This is a genomic window from Hoeflea sp., assembly GCF_039975035.1.
Lineage (GTDB): Bacteria > Pseudomonadota > Alphaproteobacteria > Rhizobiales > Rhizobiaceae > Hoeflea.
This window is the reverse complement of record NZ_JBDWHW010000042.1, coordinates 59,627-77,052: the sequence shown is the minus strand read 5'-3', so window position 1 is coordinate 77,052 and position 17,426 is coordinate 59,627. Positions and strand designations below refer to the sequence as shown.

Here is a 17,426-nt window from a genome sequence, read left to right as displayed (position 1 = left end):
CGAAGCGGAAACGACAATGAACGGATCGCGATCTTATTCAAACCGGCCTGGTGCGGGCGAATCCTCTCTGGATGCGCTCAATCGCACAATAGAGGGTCTGGAAGCGCGAATTGAAGACATCCTCGGCCGCGGAGGCAATGCCGCCGCAGGCAGGTATCCGCCGACATCGCGACAGTCTCAGCCCGAAGGCGCTGGCGCCGATCTTCTTGACGGTATCCGCGCGCGCCAAAGAGTGCTTGAGGGCGCCCGTCGCGCTCCCGCACCCGCTTCCATGACGAGTTCGGACATCAATGCTCCCGGGGTTGACCAGCAAGCCCGGCGGTATCCCGCCCAGGCAGCCGCAGCCCGGACTGTTGCCCCCGAAGCGCAAGCTGCGCCGGAGCAGCAGCCGAACACGGACATCAGCCAGGTCCTGATCAAGGAAATGGCCGCCCTGCGCCGCGAGATGGGTGAATTGCGGGCCGAAGCCCGCGACCAGGCGCTGCCGCAGGAATTGCGCCGCGATCTGGCCGGCATTTCGGCCTCGATTGATGCGCTGGGAACCCATGATGGTGGCGCTGATGCGCTGCGGCTGGAACTCGATTCAATGCGCGCTATGGTCGATCGGCTGGCGCGCGAAGACAGCGTTCAGGCGCTGGAGTCCCGCTGGCAGTCGATGGAGGAGCAGGTCTCCAGCCTCGACATGACGGGCCTGCGTGACGAACTCGTAAATCTGGCCTACCGCGTCGACGACATTCGCGAAGTCCTGGGCACCATGCCGGCCAACAATCAGGCCAGGGCGATTGAAGACAAGATCGCCGAGCTGTCCCAGTCCATCGAAGCGATGACGCGGCAGCCGGATACAGCAGCCCGGCAGCTGCCGCACCAGTTTGATCTGCTCGGCGCGCGTCTTGATGAAATCACCCGCGCCATTGCGGCGATGCCTGCTCCCGTTGCTCCGCCGGTCGACAATGCCCCGTTTGAGCGGCTGGAAGCTCGTCTGGCGTCTGTCGCCCGCAAGATCGACGACATGGAGCCCGCATCGGTCCAGTTCGACATTGGTGATCGTATAGAAAGCCTGGCCGCACGCGTCGCGCAACTGGCCGACGAGGAAGCCGTCGCCCGTCTGGATGCCCGGATCGAACGTCTGCAGGCTCTGATCGAGGATGGTGCTCACGGCGGCCGCATGCCGGAACTGACGGATTACCTGACCGACATTTCTGGCAAGATCGAGGCTCTTGATGCGCGCGGCGTTGACGAGACGCTGATTGCACGGCTTGACCAGTTGGCCCATCAGATCGACAGCCTGTCGGTTCCCGCGCATGAGTCCTCCGGCATGCCGGAGGCTGTCATAGGCCGCCTCGAAGCGCTGATCGGCCGTGCCGAAGCCACCGCCTCGCGCACGGTTGACCCGCTGCCGGGGCTGGAAACCCTGGACGCCAAGCTGGCTGATATTTCATCCAAGCTTCAACAGGCTGAATTGACCGCCGCCGGTATTGCCATGCAGCCGATGAGCGGGCTTGAAAATGTCGAGGCCCAACTGGCCGACATTTCCGCCAGGCTTGATCGCCCCGCCCCCGACCAGTCGGCCATGATGATCCCGGGTATCGAGGGTCTCGAAGCCAGGCTCGCCGACATCGCCAATCGTCTGGACATGTCCAGCAATACCCAGGTCGGTCCCAGCGATGATGCGCTGCGCGGCCTTGAAGACCAGATCGCCAACCTGTCGCGTCTTGTCAGTTCGGCGCCTCAGGGCGCCAGCTTCGAGGCGTTCGATGAAAGGTTCTCCTCCATCGAGGAGCATCTGGCGACAAGCGACGAGTTTGTTGTCGAAGCCGCGCGACAGGCTGCCGAAGCAGCCTTGAGTGCCTATTCCGGTCAGATTGGCGGCGGCGCGCAGTCTCCTCAATCGATTGCCAATATTGAAATCATCACCGCGCTGGCCGATGATCTCAAGGCACTCGAAAGCCTCAGCCGCAAAACCGATGACCGGACCATGCGCGCCTTTGAAGCGGTGCAGGATACGCTGTTGAAGATCGCCGGTCGCCTGGAGCGCCTCGATGTCACCCCGTCATCGCTGCATCAGGCTGGACTGAATGACATGCGCGATGCGGTCGCCGATGCGCGCAGCGCCATCGAAACGGCAATGCCCCAGGCTTCAACCGCCGAAATTGACGATGTGCTGGAGCCGCGCGACGAGTACCTCGCCGAGGCGACGCACACGGACCGGAGCCGTCCGGGCCAGCATGGTCAGCCGGCGCGGACACCGTCAGAGGCTGCAGCACTTGCCGCAGCATTTGCGTCCAGCCAGGAAGCCGGGGCGGAGAGTGACGAGGCCCAGCTGCCCCCGGACAGCACAACCGAAAAATCGTTCCTGTCGGGACTGGCTGCCCGCATTCGGCCGGGCTGGGAAACGTCAAAGTCCTCGGCCGAACCTCAGTTCACCGAAGATGATTCGCCGCCGCTCGATCCCTCCATGCAGATGGATCCGGAAACCGCGAACATGCCGCTCGAACCGGGCTCCGGCGCGCCTGATATCAATCGCATCTTGCAAAAGGTGCGCGAGGCGCAGGCCGCTGAACGCCAGCGTGGCGGCAAGCCGGCTGAAGACGGATCGGAAAAGGCGGAGTTCCTTGCCTCCGCGCGCCGTGCCGCGATGGCCGCCGCCGCCGAAGTGGAAACGATCGGCAAGAGCCGCAAAAGCGGCGGCAGCGGTTTGCTGGAGGTTCTCAAATCGCGCCGGCGTCCGATTCTGATGGCGGCTGGCGCGGTCTTGCTGGCGATCATGTCGTTCCCGCTTGTTACTGGCCTGCTGTCGGGAGGCAGTGAAGACTTGGCCGCTACTGAACCGGCAATTGTCGAGCCTGCTCCCGTGCTTGAGCAAACCGCTACGCCCGCCACCGACAACACGACCGTGCTGGATGCACAGGATCAGGAAGTCGCCAACGAAGTGCGCTTGCCGGCAGTCCGGGTGATCGAGCCGGGCGCGGATGGACCGGTGACGGAGGCGCAATCGACATTCGCTTCGACCGACGATGCTTCTGTCGCCATGTCCGATATGGGTCCGGTGGTCACGTCGCCAGAAGAAACCTCGGCCATCACGGCCACTGAACCGGCGCCGCCGATCAGCGGCTCGCTCGCCAGCGAGCTTGATGCGCTGCCCAACGGTGCGGCCTCCGGTGCACTCAAGGCCGCCGCCGCTGCAGGCAATCCGCTGGCCTTCTACGAGATCGGCGCACGCTTCACCGAGGGACGTGGCGTACCGGTTGATCTTGAGGTAGCGTCGACCTGGTATCAGCGCGCCGCAGATCTCGGACATGCTCCTTCGCAATATCGGGTCGCGAATTTTTATGAAAAGGGCAGCGGGGTCGAACGCGATCTGGATGCCGCAAAGAAATGGTATCAAATGGCTGCCGAGCAGGGCAACGCCAGCGCCATGCACAATCTTGCCGTGCTTTATGCCACGGCCGGGCCGGCGCCCGATTTCGACAACGCTGCAGAATGGTTCATCCACGCGGCAGAAGTGGGCGTCCGCGACAGCCAGGTCAATCTCGCCATCCTCTATGCTCGCGGCGACGGTGTCCCGCGGGATCTCGAGCAATCCTACAAATGGTTCGCGATCGCCGCCAATGACGGCGACAAGGATGCTGCGGTCAAACGTGACGAGGTGTTCAACGCCCTGCGGCCCGAACAGGTGGAATCGGCCCGCGCGGCTGTCGCCAACTGGACAGCAAAGCCAATCAACCCGGATGCGAACTCGGTGGAAGTGCCTGCCTCATGGGGCGGCGAATCCAACGAAACCGCGTCGGTTGACATGAAAAAGGCCGTTCGCAACATTCAGGCCATCCTCAACAACAACGGATTTGACGCAGGCACGCCGGATGGCGTCATGGGCAAGAAGACCACGGCGGCAATCAAGGCGTTCCAATCCTCGATCGGAATGGAAGTCACCGGAGAAATCGACGACAAACTGGTCAAGGAATTGCTTGAACGCAACAGTTAGGTTTGCCTGCCCGCTGTCCCGAACCATCCCGATTTGAGGTGGCGTCCGGGGTCGGACGTCACCTTCGCGGCGATGGAAGCGCGGTGTGCTCGCGGGGGGGTCTGACAGGGTGTGGCAGGCGTCGCGCCGCGGCTGGAGATTTCACAACGAGGGATCTGCTCTGCCGCGGCCAGCGATCTTTGTCAGCGGCCAGGAAAAGATCCGCAAAAAGCTTCCGTTTCAACGCGATACTGACCATTCCGATTTGACTTGAGCGGTCGAAACGCGCAATACGAATGTATCAGGCGTTGCCTGGCTTAACCCTTTTTCCCAGCCTTTGACGTCCGGGAGCGCAAGGTGACAATTTACCTGCCGATCGCTGAATTGTCGGTCAATATCTTCGTCATCCTCGGGATGGGCGCGGCTGTGGGTTTCTTGTCCGGCATGTTCGGTGTTGGCGGCGGGTTTCTCATTACACCGTTGTTGATTTTCTACAACATACCGCCCGTCGTGGCTGTCGCCACCGGCGCCAATCAGGTTGTGGCGTCGTCGATTTCAGGTGCGCTGTCTCATTTCCGCCGGGGAACGCTTGATATCAAACTCGGGCTTGTGCTTCTGGTCGGCGGTCTGGCCGGCGCCACCGTGGGCATCCAGATCTTCTCGATGCTGCGCCGGCTTGGTCAGCTCGATCTGATCATCTCGCTGCTCTACGTGGTGTTCCTGGGTTCGATCGGTGGACTGATGTTGTGGGAAAGCGTCATCTCGCTGCGCCGCGCCGCCAAAAACCAGCCGGTGTCGATGCGCAAGCCAGGACAGCACAACTGGGTCCACCGGCTGCCGTTCAAAATGCGGTTCAAGCGTTCAAAGCTCTATCTCAGCGTCATACCGGTGATCCTGCTCGGGTTTTTGATTGGCATCCTGACGTCTGTCATGGGTGTCGGCGGCGGCTTTATCATGGTGCCGGCGATGATCTATCTGTTGCGTATTCCGACCAATGTCGTGATCGGCACATCGCTTTTTCAGATCATATTCGTAACCGCCTTCACCACAATCGTGCAGGCGGCGACCAACTACTCTGTTGATATCGTGCTGGCCTGGCTGTTGATGACTGCCGGCGTCATCGGCGCGCAATACGGCGTCCGGGTAGGTCAGAAAATGCGCGGAGAGCAATTGCGCGCCGGCCTTGCGCTGCTTGTGCTGGGTGTCGGTATCCGTCTTGGACTGGGCCTGGTGTTGCCGCCCGATGAAATATACTCCGTTGTCAGCGGGAGCATAGGTTTCTGATGCGCTCCGCGGCTCTATCGATTGCAGTTTCCCTGTTCCTGTGCTTGCCGGCAGCGGCCCAGCTCGCCGATCCGACTGTCACGATCAACGACAAATTTTCCGAGCGGATCGATATTGGCATCTCCACCAACGAGATCGCCATCTCCTCGGATTTTTCCGGCGCCGACATCACCGTGTTCGGCGCAATCGACGGCGCCGATGAATTGCTGCTTTCCACCTGGGCCTATGATGTCGTGGTGGCGCTTGAAGGACCGCGCAAAGCCACCACCGTACGCCGCAAGGAACGAGTGGCGGGGATCTGGATCAACCGGCATTCGATAAGTTTCGAACCAATCCCGGCGTCCTATTCGATGTCGAGCACACGGCCTCTGGCCAACGTGGCCAGTACGATGGAACTTGGGTCACGCTATATCGGCATCAACAACATTCGCCTGGTTCCAACCGGCGGCATCGGAGATGGATCCCGTGTTAGCGAATTCCGCGATGCGTTGCGCCGGATCAAACAGACTTCCGGACTTTATCAGCGCGATCCGACCGGCGTTCGCTTCATTTCCAAATCCCTGTTCCGCGCCTCGGTGCGACTTCCAGCCAACATCCCCGTCGGCGTCCACACGGTCCGCGCGGTTCTGTACAAGAACAACCAGTTTGTCATGGAAAAGGTGATTCCGCTCCGGGTGGTCAAAACCGGCCTCGAGCAGTTCATCTACAATTTCGCGCATCTCTACGGACTGGCCTACGGCGTCTTCGCCGTTTTTCTGGCGACCGTAACGGGGTGGCTTGCAAGCGTGATCTTCCGCAAGGACTGAGCCGACGGGCGCGCGCAAACGAACCCCGCATTCAAAGCCGGCGGTTCAACCGTTCATGCGATTGAACGCAACGGAATAGATCCGTTTGCTGCCCAGCAGATGGGCAATGAGTGCACTTTGCTCGAACAATCCGCGCATGGCGGGATGGCGCAACTCAAGCCCCCCGGTGGTCGAGCCGAAGGCAGGCATCACCACCCGTTTGCCGTCACTGGCGAAACAGGGCCTGCGCACGCCCTTGCCGCGTCGCACCACGCGCGCTGCCGGATGCAGGTGTCCGGCGATTTCGCCGTCGGCGGCGCCACGCTGCGGTTCATGCCGGAACACCAGGGTTTCAAGATGGAGTTCGCTGTACCAGGCACCGTCCAGCCCCACCGGTTTTTCAGGATCATGATTGCCCTCGATCCAGGCCCAGTCCCGGCCCCGCTGCAAGGCCCGCAAATCCTGCCTGTACGGATCAGGCAGATACTCTGATCCGCCGCGGTCGTGAAAACTGTCGCCCAGACAGATGACCAGTCGCGGGTCATAGCGGGCGATCGCCCCGCCAAGGCGGATGAGTGTCGCGGCAGTGTCATAGGGCGGCAACAGCATGCCGCGCCGTGCGAAGGCTGCTCCTTTCTCCAGATGCAGGTCTGAGACCACCAGTGCGCGGCTTGCCGGCAGCCAAAGCACTCCGACGCGGTCACACAGCACAAGGGTCCCGTTGACATCGATCTCGACAACCGATGGTCCGGCATCGGCTTTGAGCGCCGCGGTGGCTGCGTGCATCGGTGCTCCGTTCAAGTCAGGTTTCGCGCTTCGGCAAGCAGATTTTCCGCCGCCTCGGCCAAAATGCTCTCATGCGCCTCGCCAGCAACCGGCTCACGACCGATTTCCAGCATGATCGGAACAGCCAGCGGCGAGATGTGCTCAAGCGCCCGGTGCCTTATATGGCCCTTGATTCGCTTGAGCATAGCGCCGAGCCGCTGAATATCCAAAAGCCCTTGCGCCGCGTCAGCCCGGGTCGCGCGGAGCAGGATATGGTCCGGTTCGTGGCTACGCAGCACGTCATAGATCAGATCGGCCGACACCGTGACTTGCCGGCCCGACTTCTCCTTGCCCGGATGCCGCCGCTCAATCAGGCCGGAGATCACCGCACAGGCGCGAAACGTGCGCTTGAGCAGCCAGGATTCGTTCAGCCAGGCATCAAGATCGTCGCCCAGCATGTCTTCGTCAAACAGCTGGCCGAGATCGAGACGCCTGTCCGAGATCATTGCGCCCATGTCCTCGAGCGCCCAGACCGCAAGCGAATAATCTGTTGCCACAAAGCCGAGCGGCTGGGCGCCCAATCGTTCGAGCCGCCGGGTCAGCAGCATGCCGAGCGTCTGGTGCGCAACGCGGCCTTCAAAGGGATAAAATACCATGTAGTGCCGTTCGGCTCTTGGAAAGGTCTCGATCAGCAGACTGTCTTCTGCCGGCAGTTGCGAGACCTGCTGTTGCATCCGCAGCCAGTCCGACACCTGATCGGGCAGGGCGCCCCATTTGCCCGGATCCGCGATCATGGCGCGGACGATCTCTGCCAGATAGGTCGACAGCGGAAACTTGCCGCCGGCATAGGCCGGCACCTTGGGATCCTGATCCCAGGCTTTCGACACCAGGCATTCGTTTTCCCGGATTCCTTCAAATCTGAGAATTTTTCCCGAAAACAGGAACGTATCCCCCGGTGCGAGGGTTTCGAGAAAATACTCCTCGACCTTGCCCAGCGCCGGCCCCCCACGTCCCGACAGCGTGCCGTTTTTGCGGCTGATCATCCGCACATTGAGCATCGGCGCCTCGATGATGGTGCCGATATTGAGCCGGTATTGTTGCGCCACCTGCGGGTTCGAGATCCGCCACAAACCATCAGCACGTTTGCGGATACGGGCATACCGGTCATAGCTTTTCAGCGCATAGCCGCCGGTGGCGACGAAATCGATGACCTTGCCGAAAGTGTCGCGGTCAAGCCAGGCATAGGGCGCGGCACTGGTGACCTCTGCAAAAAGCTCATCCGCATCGAAAGGCGCAGCCGCTGCCATCCCGAGTACATGTTGGGCCAACACATCCAGCCCACCATCGCCGCCCGATGGCGTGTCCTGCGCGCCGACATAATTGGCATCGATCGCGGCCTGGCATTCAAGCACTTCAAACCGGTTGGCCGGTGTCAGGATCGCCCGGCTTGGCTCGTCCATGCGGTGATTGGCGCGGCCGATGCGCTGCGCCAGCCGGCTTGCGCCCTTGGGCGCGCCGACATGCACGACCAGATCGACATCACCCCAGTCAATCCCCAGATCCAGCGTCGAGGTGGCGACCACGGCGCGCAGTTCGTTGCGACCCATGGCGGCTTCCACCCGCCGCCGTTGCGCCGCGTCCAGCGACCCGTGATGCAGCGCAATCGGCAGGCTGTCGTCATTGATCCGCCATAGCTCCTGGAACAGCAATTCGGCCTGGCTGCGCGTGTTGACGAAAATCAGTGTGGTCCGATGATCCTTGATGGTCTGGTAGATGTCGGGGATGGCGTAGCGCGCCGAATGCCCTGACCAGGGTATGCGCTCGGCGCTCTCGAGAATGGTGATCACCGGACTGGCGCCGCCGGCCACCGTGATCCGTCCGGAAAGCGCATCAGTGAGAGGCGATTGCGGCACCAGCCAGCGCTGCAGCTCTTCAGGATCGGCAACCGTCGCGGACAGTCCGATGGTGCGCAGGCCCGGAGCGAGCTTGCGCAGCCGCGCCAGCGCCAGAGACAGCAAATGACCGCGCTTTGAGGCAATCAGCGAGTGCAGCTCGTCGAAGATCACATAGCGCAAGCCGGAAAACAGCCGTTCGGCGTGCTGATTGGCAATCAGCAACGACACCTGCTCCGGCGTGGTCAGCAGAATGTCGGGTGGATCGCTGCGCTGCCGGGCGCGTTTGGATTGCGGCGTGTCGCCGGTCCGGGTCTCGATCCGCACCGGCAGACCCATCTCCTCGACCGGGCGTGCAAGATTGCGCTCGATGTCCACCGCCAGCGCCTTCAGCGGCGAGACGTAGAGCGTGTGCAGCGATCTGAACCCGGCGGCACCGGGTTTGGGTTTGCCGCGCGCGGTCAGCTCGGTCAGGCTCGGCAGGAAACCGGCCAGCGTCTTGCCGGCCCCGGTGGGTGCGATCAGCAGCATCGATCGCCCTTTGGCGGTTTCGGCCAGCAGTTCCAGCTGATGCGCGCGCGGCTGCCATCCACGACTGGTGAACCAACCGCGAAACGGCTCGGACAGTTGCAAACCGGTGGTGTCGGTGACTGGTGCGGAATCGGCTATCACGGCGTTCAATGTAGTGCATCAATGCGGCCACTCCAAGCCGAACTGCACCGGTCGCGGTTGCCAGATGTCTGATCCCGTCAGAAAGGACTGATCAACACTGACAATTGATCCGTCAAGTCAGCCGACTCTTCAGAGCCGGCGATCATCTCCGGCAAGATGCCGGCAAATGGCCTCTGTTGGGGTTGTCTGCGGGCGATGATCAGATAGCCCTCGATCGTCTCCGCGCCATCGCGGCGGATTGGTTCGCGCTCCAGCCGTTCGACGATCAGGCCGTGCCGGTCCAGGAGATTGCGCAAATAGGCTTCGCCATGGCTGTAGCGCAACGAGGTCTGCAGCAGCCAGTCGGCTCCCTCGCGTCCCGCTTCGCAGGAAAAAGCCAGCAGTCCGTCGGGTCTGACCAGATCCGAGGCAATGCCGATGACGCCGTCCAGATCACCGAAATAGGCAAACACATCCGAGGCAGCCACCAGGTCGGCCTTGACCTCAAAGGCAGGTCCGTCCGGCTGGAAACCGAAGCCGATATCCGCTTGCCCGAGATGATCGTAGACACCTTTTTCAGCGGCCTTCGCCAGCATGCCCTGCGACAGATCATAGCCGTCAAGCCAGGAGGTCTTGAGCCGGATTCGCTCGCCGAACAATCCGGTGCCGCAGCCGAGGTCGATTACCTTGGCGAAGTGGGTGCCGGCGCCCGCGACCTCGCTCAGCAGCGCCATCAGCCGTTGCGGCACGCAGTAGCCCAGATTGTTCACCAGGGCGGTGTCGAAGCGATCCGAATAGCCGTCGAACAGCGCCTCGACATATTCAGCCGGCGGAACCGGCGGCGTTTCGGCCTGCCCGGTCAGTGACAGTTTCAGGCCCGCGCCGAATATGTCCACCGGTGACAACGCCAGCACCGTGCGCCAGGCTTCAGCCGCGCCGGTCAAGTCGCCGGCCTTTTCGCGGAACCGCGCGAGCTGGTGCCAGCCCGCCGCCCAGCTGTGGGCGAGTTCCAGCGCCTGCGTCTGCAGGTCGATGGCTGCGCACAGATCACCGCCCTCTGCATACTGCAAAGCATAATGGGCGCGGCGATCAGCAGTCAGATCGCCCGAGGAAAGCTGGTAGGATGTCATGTAGGAACCGGATGCGGAATTGCCGTTCAGCCTATGCTGCCGAGCGCTGGAAAACGCAAGCCCTTTCGCTTGGCCTGTTGCCGCCCTAACTTGATGGGATGACGCTCAAACCGGAACAACTGCTCATTCCCCGCCGCGAGGGGCTTTATTGTCCGCCGGGCGATTTCTACATCGATCCGGTGCGCGGCGTCGACCGGGCGCTGATCACCCATGGCCATGCTGACCACGCCCGCGCCGGTCATGGTCATGTGCTGGCCACGCCCGAGACACTCGACATCATGGCGATCCGCTACGGCGCGGACCATGCGACTACCACCCAGTCCGCAGGTCTGGGCGAAGCGATCCGCATCAGGGATGTGACTGTGCGGTTCCATCCGGCAGGCCATGTGCTTGGATCAGCCCAGATCGCGGTCGAGAAGGACGGGCTGCGCATTGTCGCTTCGGGCGATTACAAACCGAGGCCGGATCCGACCTGTGCCACCTTCGAGCCGGTGGCTTGCGATGTCTTCATCACCGAGGCCACCTTTGCCTTGCCGGTGTTTCGTCATCCTGATGCTGCAGTTGAAATTCAGCGCCTGTTGCGCTCGGTCAACCGCAATCCGGATCGGGCGCATCTGGTCGGGGTCTATTCGCTGGGCAAGGCGCAACGGGTGATCCGTCTGATCCGCGATGCCGGATACGACAAGCCGCTGTTCATTCACGGTGCGCTTGAAAAACTTTGTGACTATTACCAAAGCCAGGGCATCGCACTCGGCGATCTGCGACCGGCCACGGTGGAAGCGAGTGGCAAGGGGGATTTTGCCGGCGCCATCGTGCTCGGCCCGCCTTCAGCCTTCGGCGACAAATGGGCGCGGCGTTTTCCTGATCCGCTGGTCAGCTTCGCTTCCGGCTGGATGCAGGTGCGGGCGCGGGCTCGTCAGCGCGGCGTTGAGCTGCCGCTGGTGATTTCCGATCATGCCGACTGGGACGAACTGGCCGAAACAATCCAGGCCGTTTCCCCCGGCGAAGTCTGGGTGACCCATGGCCGCGAGGAAGCGCTGGTGCGCTGGTGCGAATTGCAGGGCATTCCGGCAAAGCCGCTGCATCTGGTCGGCTACGAAGATGAGGGTGATTGAACCGTGAACCGCTTCGCCGATCTTCTCGACATGCTGGCGTTCACGCCGTCGCGCAATGCCAAACTCGCGCTGCTGCAGGATTATTTTCGCACCGTACCCGATCCGGAGCGCGGTTATGCGCTGGCGGCACTTGCCCGCGACCTCGCCATTCCTTCGGTCAAGCCGGCACAGATGCGCGAACTGATCTCCACCCGCATGGATCCCGAACTGTTCGGCTATTCCTATGATTATGTCGGCGATCTGGCCGAAACCATCGCGCTTGCCTGGCCGTCAAAGCAAAAGGCTGTGGCCGGACGTAACGACGCTCCGGGTCTGGCCGAGGTGGTCGAGACGTTGCAGGCATCGTCGCGCAGGGAAGGTCCAAACCTCATCGAGGGCTGGCTCGACCGGCTTGACCCGAAGGGCCGCTACGCGCTTTTGAAACTGGTCACCGGCGGTTTCCGCATGGGATTGTCCAGCCGTTTGCTAAAGCAGGCGCTGGCCGGGTTCGGAGGGGGTGATGTCAATGAGATCGAGGAGCTCTGGCACGGGCTGACGCCACCTTATCAGGACCTTTTCGCTTGGCTGGAAGGAGTTGGTGCCAAACCGGTCAATGCGGCAGCTGCCCCGTTCCGACCTGCGATGTTGTCACACGCCATCGACCCGGGTGATTTTGACAAGCTTGATCCGGCTAACTTCACGGCCGAATGGAAATGGGACGGCATTCGCGTGCAGGCGACATCCGAGCGCGGTGTCAGCCGGCTCTATACGCGGACCGGGGACGATATCTCCGCAACATTTCCCGATCTGGTCGACGCTATTGCCTTTGAAGGCGCGCTCGACGGCGAATTGCTGGTCGCGCGTCCAAACGGGGAGGGTGTCGAAACCGGCAGTTTCTCCGATCTGCAGCAGCGTCTCAATCGCAAGACGGTGAGCGCCAAACAGCTGCGCGACCACCCGGCGTTCTTCCGCGCCTATGATGTGCTGCAGGACGGTCCGGAGGATCTGCGTGCTCGACCCTTCCTCGAACGCCGCGCACGGCTCGAGGCTTTTGTCTCGGGGCTTGATCCGATGCGCTTCGATTGCTCGCAATTGCTGCAATTCAAAACCTGGGATGAACTTGCCGAACTGCGCGCCAATCCGCCTTTCGCGGTGATCGAGGGGGTGATGATCAAGCGCAAGGCTTCGCCCTATCTGCCGGGCCGACCGAAGGGGGAGTGGTACAAATGGAAGCGCGATCCGTTTCTCGTCGATGCGGTGCTGATGTATGCCCAGCGCGGCCACGGCAAGCGCTCGGGCTATTATTCCGACTACACCTTCGGGGTCTGGCGCGAGCCCGGCGAACTTGTGCCCGTCGGCAAGGCCTATTTCGGCTTCACCGACGAGGAACTCCTGCAGATCGACAAATATGTCCGCGAAAACACGATCGAGCGCTTCGGTCCCGTGCGTTCGGTCCGCGCCGGACCGGACAAAGGGCTGGTGTTCGAGGTGGCCTTTGAAGGGATAAATCGCTCAAACCGGCACAAATCCGGCGTCGCCATGCGGTTCCCGCGCATCAGCCGGTTGCGCTGGGACAAGCCGCCCGGCGAGGCTGACCGGCTTGAAACGCTTGAGGCAATGATCGACGCGCCGCGGTAACAGGCTTGTCCGGCGAGGCTGTCATGATTAAGTGAAAGCGGAACGCAAACTGGGAATCGCCGGCATGAGCAATGGTCTGACACGTTTTCTGGGCGACACACCCGGTCGCACCGCGCTCAAACTGCTTGTCGCATCCTTTGTCGTCGGTGTGGTCATGGCCGCCTTCAACTGGTACCCGGTCGACATCCTGTTCATCGTCCGGGATTTTCTGGTCAATCTCTGGGAAACCGGTTTTGCCGCACTCGGTCGCTTCGGCGGATATCTTGCGCTTGGCGCCGGCGTGGTGATCCCGGTCTTCATCATCATCCGGCTGTTCAGCCTGCGCAAATAGTCTCAGACGAATTCCAGCGCCGCCTCGAAGGTCAGCAGATGCCGCCGGGCAATTGCGTCGATGTCGTGGCTGTAGCCGCCGCCAAGCACCGATGCGATTGCAATGCCGCGCTCACGGAAGAACGAAAACACCTTTCGGTCCCTGTCCCTCAAGCCCTGGTCGGTTAGCGACAATCGACCAAGCCGGTCTTCTTCATGCGGGTCGACCCCGGCATTGTAGAAAACCAGATCCGGCACGAAGCCTTCAACCGTTCGCGGCAACAGCCAGTCAAGCGTCTCCAGATAGGCCTCGTCACGCAGATTATCGGGCAGGGCGACATCGATCGTCGAGATCTGTTTGCGCACCGGGTAGTTTTTCTCTCCATGCATTGAAACGGTGCGGATCGCCTCGATGCCATTGCAGATTTCGGCAGTGCCATCGCCCTGATGCACATCAAGATCGAGCACCAGCACCCGACCGGCTTCGCCATCGGCGAGAAGCAGCTGTGCAGCCACCGCGACATCGTTGAAGGTGCAGAATCCGGCACCTTGCGCACGCCGCGCATGGTGGCTGCCACCGGCGGTGTTGCAGGCAATGCCTTCGGCGAGCGCCAGCCGCGCGGCCATGACTGTACCTGCCGTCGCCAGCCTGGCGCGCAGGCTCACCCGTTCATCGACCTGAAAGCCGATCTCGCGTTCGATGAGCGCGGGCACATTGCAGGCCAGCACCTGATCCACATAGAGCCGGTGATGCGCCAGTTCCAGCCATGCAGCCGCCGCAGGCGCCGGCCTATGAAACCTCGCCATGGAGCCAAGACCGGTTTCTTCGATCAATTCCATCAGCCGCGTGTATTTTCCCATGGGAAACCGGTGGCCCGGAGCAAATCCGGCGTCATAGGCTGGAGCATGGACAATCGGCAAGTGCGGCATCACCCGTGTTGTGGCCCACGGTTGCGAATTCGTCCATATCTCCCGATAGGCTTTCTGCTCCCCCCGGTCTATTTTCTCCTCGATTTGAGTCCGAATCATTTCCAGCAAGCGGACATTTGCATGCAGCTTCAAGACGCGCAGACCGAGGCTCCGAAAATCAGAGCCTTTGAGGTCAACAACCGCATGGTGCTTGCCATTGCGGTGCCGATGACGCTGGCGTTCCTCACCACACCGCTTCTCGGGCTGGTCGACACCGCAGTCGTCGGGCGGCTGGGCGATGCGGCGCTGATCGGCGGGCTGGCAATGGCCGCGATCCTGTTTGATCTCGTGTTCACCACCTTCAATTTCCTGCGCTCTTCGACCACAGGCCTTGTTGCGCAAGCCATGGGCCGGGGCGATCCAACCGAAGAGCAGGCGGTCTTCTGGCGATCGCTGATGATTTCGGTTGCCGCGGGTTTGGCCATCATTGCCGCCACGCCACTGTTGCTGACGGTTGGTCTGCCCTTGCTGGGGGCCGAGGGTGAAGTCGCCGCCGCCGCCTCGACCTATCTCGTCATCCGGGCGCTGTCGGCGCCCGCGGCACTCGCCAATTACGCCATCCTTGGCTACGTGCTCGGGCGTGGCATGGGCGGAACCGGCCTGTTCCTGCAAACGATCATCAACGGCACCAATATCGTGCTGTCGATCTGGCTCGGGCTGGGCCTCGACTTCGGCCTCAAGGGCGTTGCCGCAGCCACGGTGATGGCCGAGATCACAGGTTGCGCGGTTGGCTTCTGGATCATCCATCACAGATTTGACCGCCACGACAGCCCGTCCTGGCACCGGATCATCGACAGGTCTTCGATCATGAAACTGATGGCGCTCAACGGCGACATCATGATCCGCTCGTTTGCGCTTGTCGCGGCCTTCGCCTGGTTCACCCGCATGGGTGCGGGGTTCGGCGAAACCACACTGGCGGCCAACGCCATCCTGATGAATTTCTTCATGGTCGCGGGCTACTATCTCGATGGCTTCGCCACAGCCGCCGAGCAGATTGCCGGACGTGCGATCGGCGCGCGCAACAGACCGGCCTTCGCCAAGGCGGTGAAGCTGACCCTTGTCTGGGGATTCGCACTCGCGGGTTTCACCACGGTGTTCTTCCTGCTGTTCGGGGCAACGGTGGTTGAATGGATGACGACGCTTCAATCCGTACGCCAGGAGGCAGGCACATATTTGTTCTGGGCGGCGCTGACCGCGCTTGCGGGTGTGCTCGCCTTCGAAATGGATGGCGTCTATATCGGCGCCACATGGTCGCGCGACATGCGCAACATGATGCTGCTCTCGCTCGCCTTGTTCATCATCCTGTCGCTCGCGCTGACGGAAGTCCTCGGCAATCAGGGGCTCTGGATCTCCCTGAATGTGTTTCTGGCTGCCCGAGGATTTACACTGCTGGCAATCCTGCCGCGCCGCATGGACCGGGCCTTCGGCGCCGCCTGACCTACTCCGGAATGGCCATCGCGGCGTAATGCGAGGTTTTTAAATCACGCAGGTTAGAAAGCCGCGCCAGGGTTTCGCGGTCGCAAATCAGCGCCAGACCCCGCAGGATCCGTTCGGGCAGCAACGGTCCGCCATAGATGAACCCGGTGTAGAGCTGAACAAGATCAGCGCCCGCGCGCATCTTCTCCGCAGCCGTCTCCGCACTGTCGATACCGCCGGCGCCGATCAGCGGCATGTCCGCGCCAATCCGTTGCCGCATCTTGGCGAGCACGATCGTCGAGCGCGTGAAGACCGGTCGTCCGGAGAGCCCGCCGGCTTCGCCTGTCTTCGGATCGGCGGAGAGCCCGGTGCGCGACAGCGTCGTGTTGGACACGATGACCCCGTCGAGTTTCTGCGCCAGGCATTCCGCGGCGATGTCGTCAAGGTCGGGTTCGCTCAGATCCGGCGCGATCTTGAGAAAAACCGGAATCCGTCTGGCCTTCGCGTCGCGCTCGGCTAACACCCGGCTCAGGAGGTCCGACAGCGCCGCACGGGACTGCAGGTTGCGCAGTCCCGGAGTGTTCGGCGAGGAGATGTTGACGGTGAAATAGTCCGCCACATCGGCAAAACAGGAGATGCCGGCGACATAATCACCCGCACGATCGCTGCTATCCTTGTTGGCGCCGATATTGATCCCGAGAATACCCTCGCGCCGCCGCCCGGAAATCCGGGCATGGGCTTCGGCATGGCCCTGGTTGTTGAACCCCAGCCGGTTGATCACGGCATGATCCTTCACCAGACGGAAGATCCTCGGCCTGGGATTGCCCGCTTGCGGTTTGGGGGTCAGTGTACCGACTTCGACAAAGCCGAACCCCAGACGTGCCAGTTGCGACGGAACTTCGGCATTCTTGTCATACCCCGCCGCCATGCCGAGCGGATTGGGAAATGCGAGGCCGGCAACGTTCACCGCCAGACGCGGATCGCGAACGGCCCCGCATCCGGGCACCATCCCGCTCTTCAGGGCCGAGATTGAAAGTCCGTGCGCGGTTTCCGGATCAAGCGTGAACAGGGCTTTGCGGGCAACACTGTCGAAAAGGCTGCTCATGGCTCCATGTCCGGAAACGCATGCTGTCCGTCCGGTCCGAGCGGCAGCGGCTTGACCCATTTGACCGCCGACAGCGGCATGTCCGCGTAGAGATGGGGAAACAGGGCGCCGCCGCGCGAGGTCTCGAAGACCAGATTCTCGCCCAGAGCGCTGGCGTCGACGGCAACCAGCAGCAGGTCGGTCTGTCCGCTGAAATGGCGTTTGGCTGTTTCTATCGCCTGGTCGCGGGTTGAGAAATGAATGAAGCCGTCGGCCAGGTCCACCGGCGCGCCGGTAAAGCGGCCTTTGGTTTCTGCAGTGCGCCAGAGCGCATCCGGTGTGATCTTGTAGATTGTCGCATGCATGGCTGAATGTCTCGCTTGTCTGTTGCGATGCCCCTGAAAAACGCTTTTGGGCGCGACTTTCGGGAACTGTTCTCGATTCTGTC

The 17,426-nt window shown here is 62.0% G+C and carries 13 protein-coding genes; 7 read left to right on the top strand and 6 right to left on the bottom strand.

The genetic code is table 11. The features are described 5' to 3' along the window. Positions 1-16: 16 nt before the first annotated feature. From ABJN75_RS03360 to ABJN75_RS03350, 3 genes are all read left to right on the top strand, one after another. Positions 17-3,982 (top strand): peptidoglycan-binding protein, encoded by a 3,966-nt coding sequence (locus tag ABJN75_RS03360; protein WP_348436839.1) that lies wholly within the window; start codon positions 17-19, stop codon positions 3,980-3,982. A 336-nt stretch (positions 3,983-4,318) separates the two neighbouring features. Continuing rightward, a complete protein-coding gene (locus ABJN75_RS03355) occupies positions 4,319-5,245 on the top strand; it encodes a sulfite exporter TauE/SafE family protein (protein ID WP_348436836.1) in 927 nt (308 codons plus the stop codon). Further along, positions 5,245-6,051 (top strand): TIGR02186 family protein, encoded by an 807-nt coding sequence (locus ABJN75_RS03350; RefSeq protein ID WP_348436834.1) that lies wholly within the window; start codon positions 5,245-5,247, stop codon positions 6,049-6,051. The genes ABJN75_RS03355 and ABJN75_RS03350 overlap by 1 nt, the downstream gene beginning before the upstream one ends. Positions 6,052-6,096: 45 nt before the next feature. On the opposite strand, the gene pdeM is transcribed toward ABJN75_RS03350, so the two are convergent. From pdeM to ABJN75_RS03335, 3 genes are all read right to left on the bottom strand, one after another. Beyond that, a complete protein-coding gene (gene pdeM, locus ABJN75_RS03345; RefSeq protein ID WP_348436832.1) occupies positions 6,097-6,816 on the bottom strand; it encodes a ligase-associated DNA damage response endonuclease PdeM in 720 nt (239 codons plus the stop codon). 11 nt (positions 6,817-6,827) lie between these two features. Continuing rightward, on the bottom strand, positions 6,828-9,320 hold the full coding sequence (locus ABJN75_RS03340) for a ligase-associated DNA damage response DEXH box helicase (RefSeq protein ID WP_348436913.1): 2,493 nt from the start codon (positions 9,318-9,320) through the stop codon (positions 6,828-6,830). Positions 9,321-9,436: 116 nt separating this feature from the next. Next, the gene (locus ABJN75_RS03335) at positions 9,437-10,468 is read right to left on the bottom strand and encodes a methyltransferase (RefSeq protein WP_348436830.1); all 1,032 of its coding nucleotides are present in this window, start codon (positions 10,466-10,468) and stop codon (positions 9,437-9,439) included. A gap of 98 nt (positions 10,469-10,566) precedes the next feature. On the opposite strand from ABJN75_RS03335, the gene ABJN75_RS03330 reads away from it, so the two are divergent. From ABJN75_RS03330 to ABJN75_RS03320, 3 genes are all read left to right on the top strand, one after another. Next, the gene (locus tag ABJN75_RS03330) at positions 10,567-11,583 is read left to right on the top strand and encodes a ligase-associated DNA damage response exonuclease (RefSeq protein WP_348436827.1); all 1,017 of its coding nucleotides are present in this window, start codon (positions 10,567-10,569) and stop codon (positions 11,581-11,583) included. A gap of 3 nt (positions 11,584-11,586) precedes the next feature. Beyond that, positions 11,587-13,200: a cisplatin damage response ATP-dependent DNA ligase gene (locus ABJN75_RS03325; RefSeq protein WP_348436826.1), complete on the top strand. Its 1,614-nt coding sequence runs from the start codon at positions 11,587-11,589 to the stop codon at positions 13,198-13,200. A gap of 64 nt (positions 13,201-13,264) precedes the next feature. Then, positions 13,265-13,531 (top strand): DUF6460 domain-containing protein, encoded by a 267-nt coding sequence (locus ABJN75_RS03320; RefSeq protein ID WP_348436824.1) that lies wholly within the window; start codon positions 13,265-13,267, stop codon positions 13,529-13,531. 2 nt (positions 13,532-13,533) lie between these two features. Here the strand turns inward: ABJN75_RS03320 and ABJN75_RS03315 are convergent, their stop codons facing one another. Beyond that, positions 13,534-14,439, bottom strand: coding sequence for a histone deacetylase (locus tag ABJN75_RS03315; RefSeq protein ID WP_348436911.1), 906 nt, complete (start codon positions 14,437-14,439; stop codon positions 13,534-13,536). 120 nt (positions 14,440-14,559) lie between these two features. On the opposite strand from ABJN75_RS03315, the gene ABJN75_RS03310 reads away from it, so the two are divergent. Further along, positions 14,560-15,915 carry an MATE family efflux transporter gene (locus ABJN75_RS03310; protein WP_348436821.1) on the top strand — a complete coding sequence of 452 codons (1,356 nt, stop codon included), beginning with the start codon at positions 14,560-14,562 and terminating at the stop codon, positions 15,913-15,915. A 1-nt stretch (position 15,916) separates the two neighbouring features. On the opposite strand, the gene ABJN75_RS03305 is transcribed toward ABJN75_RS03310, so the two are convergent. Together ABJN75_RS03305 and ABJN75_RS03300 are read right to left on the bottom strand one after the other, a co-directional pair. Continuing rightward, entirely contained in the window at positions 15,917-16,999 is a 1,083-nt protein-coding gene (locus tag ABJN75_RS03305; RefSeq protein ID WP_348436819.1) for a quinone-dependent dihydroorotate dehydrogenase, read from the bottom strand. After that, positions 16,996-17,343, bottom strand: coding sequence for a DUF952 domain-containing protein (locus ABJN75_RS03300; protein ID WP_348436817.1), 348 nt, complete (start codon positions 17,341-17,343; stop codon positions 16,996-16,998). The genes ABJN75_RS03305 and ABJN75_RS03300 overlap by 4 nt, the downstream gene beginning before the upstream one ends. Positions 17,344-17,426: the final 83 nt, after the last annotated feature.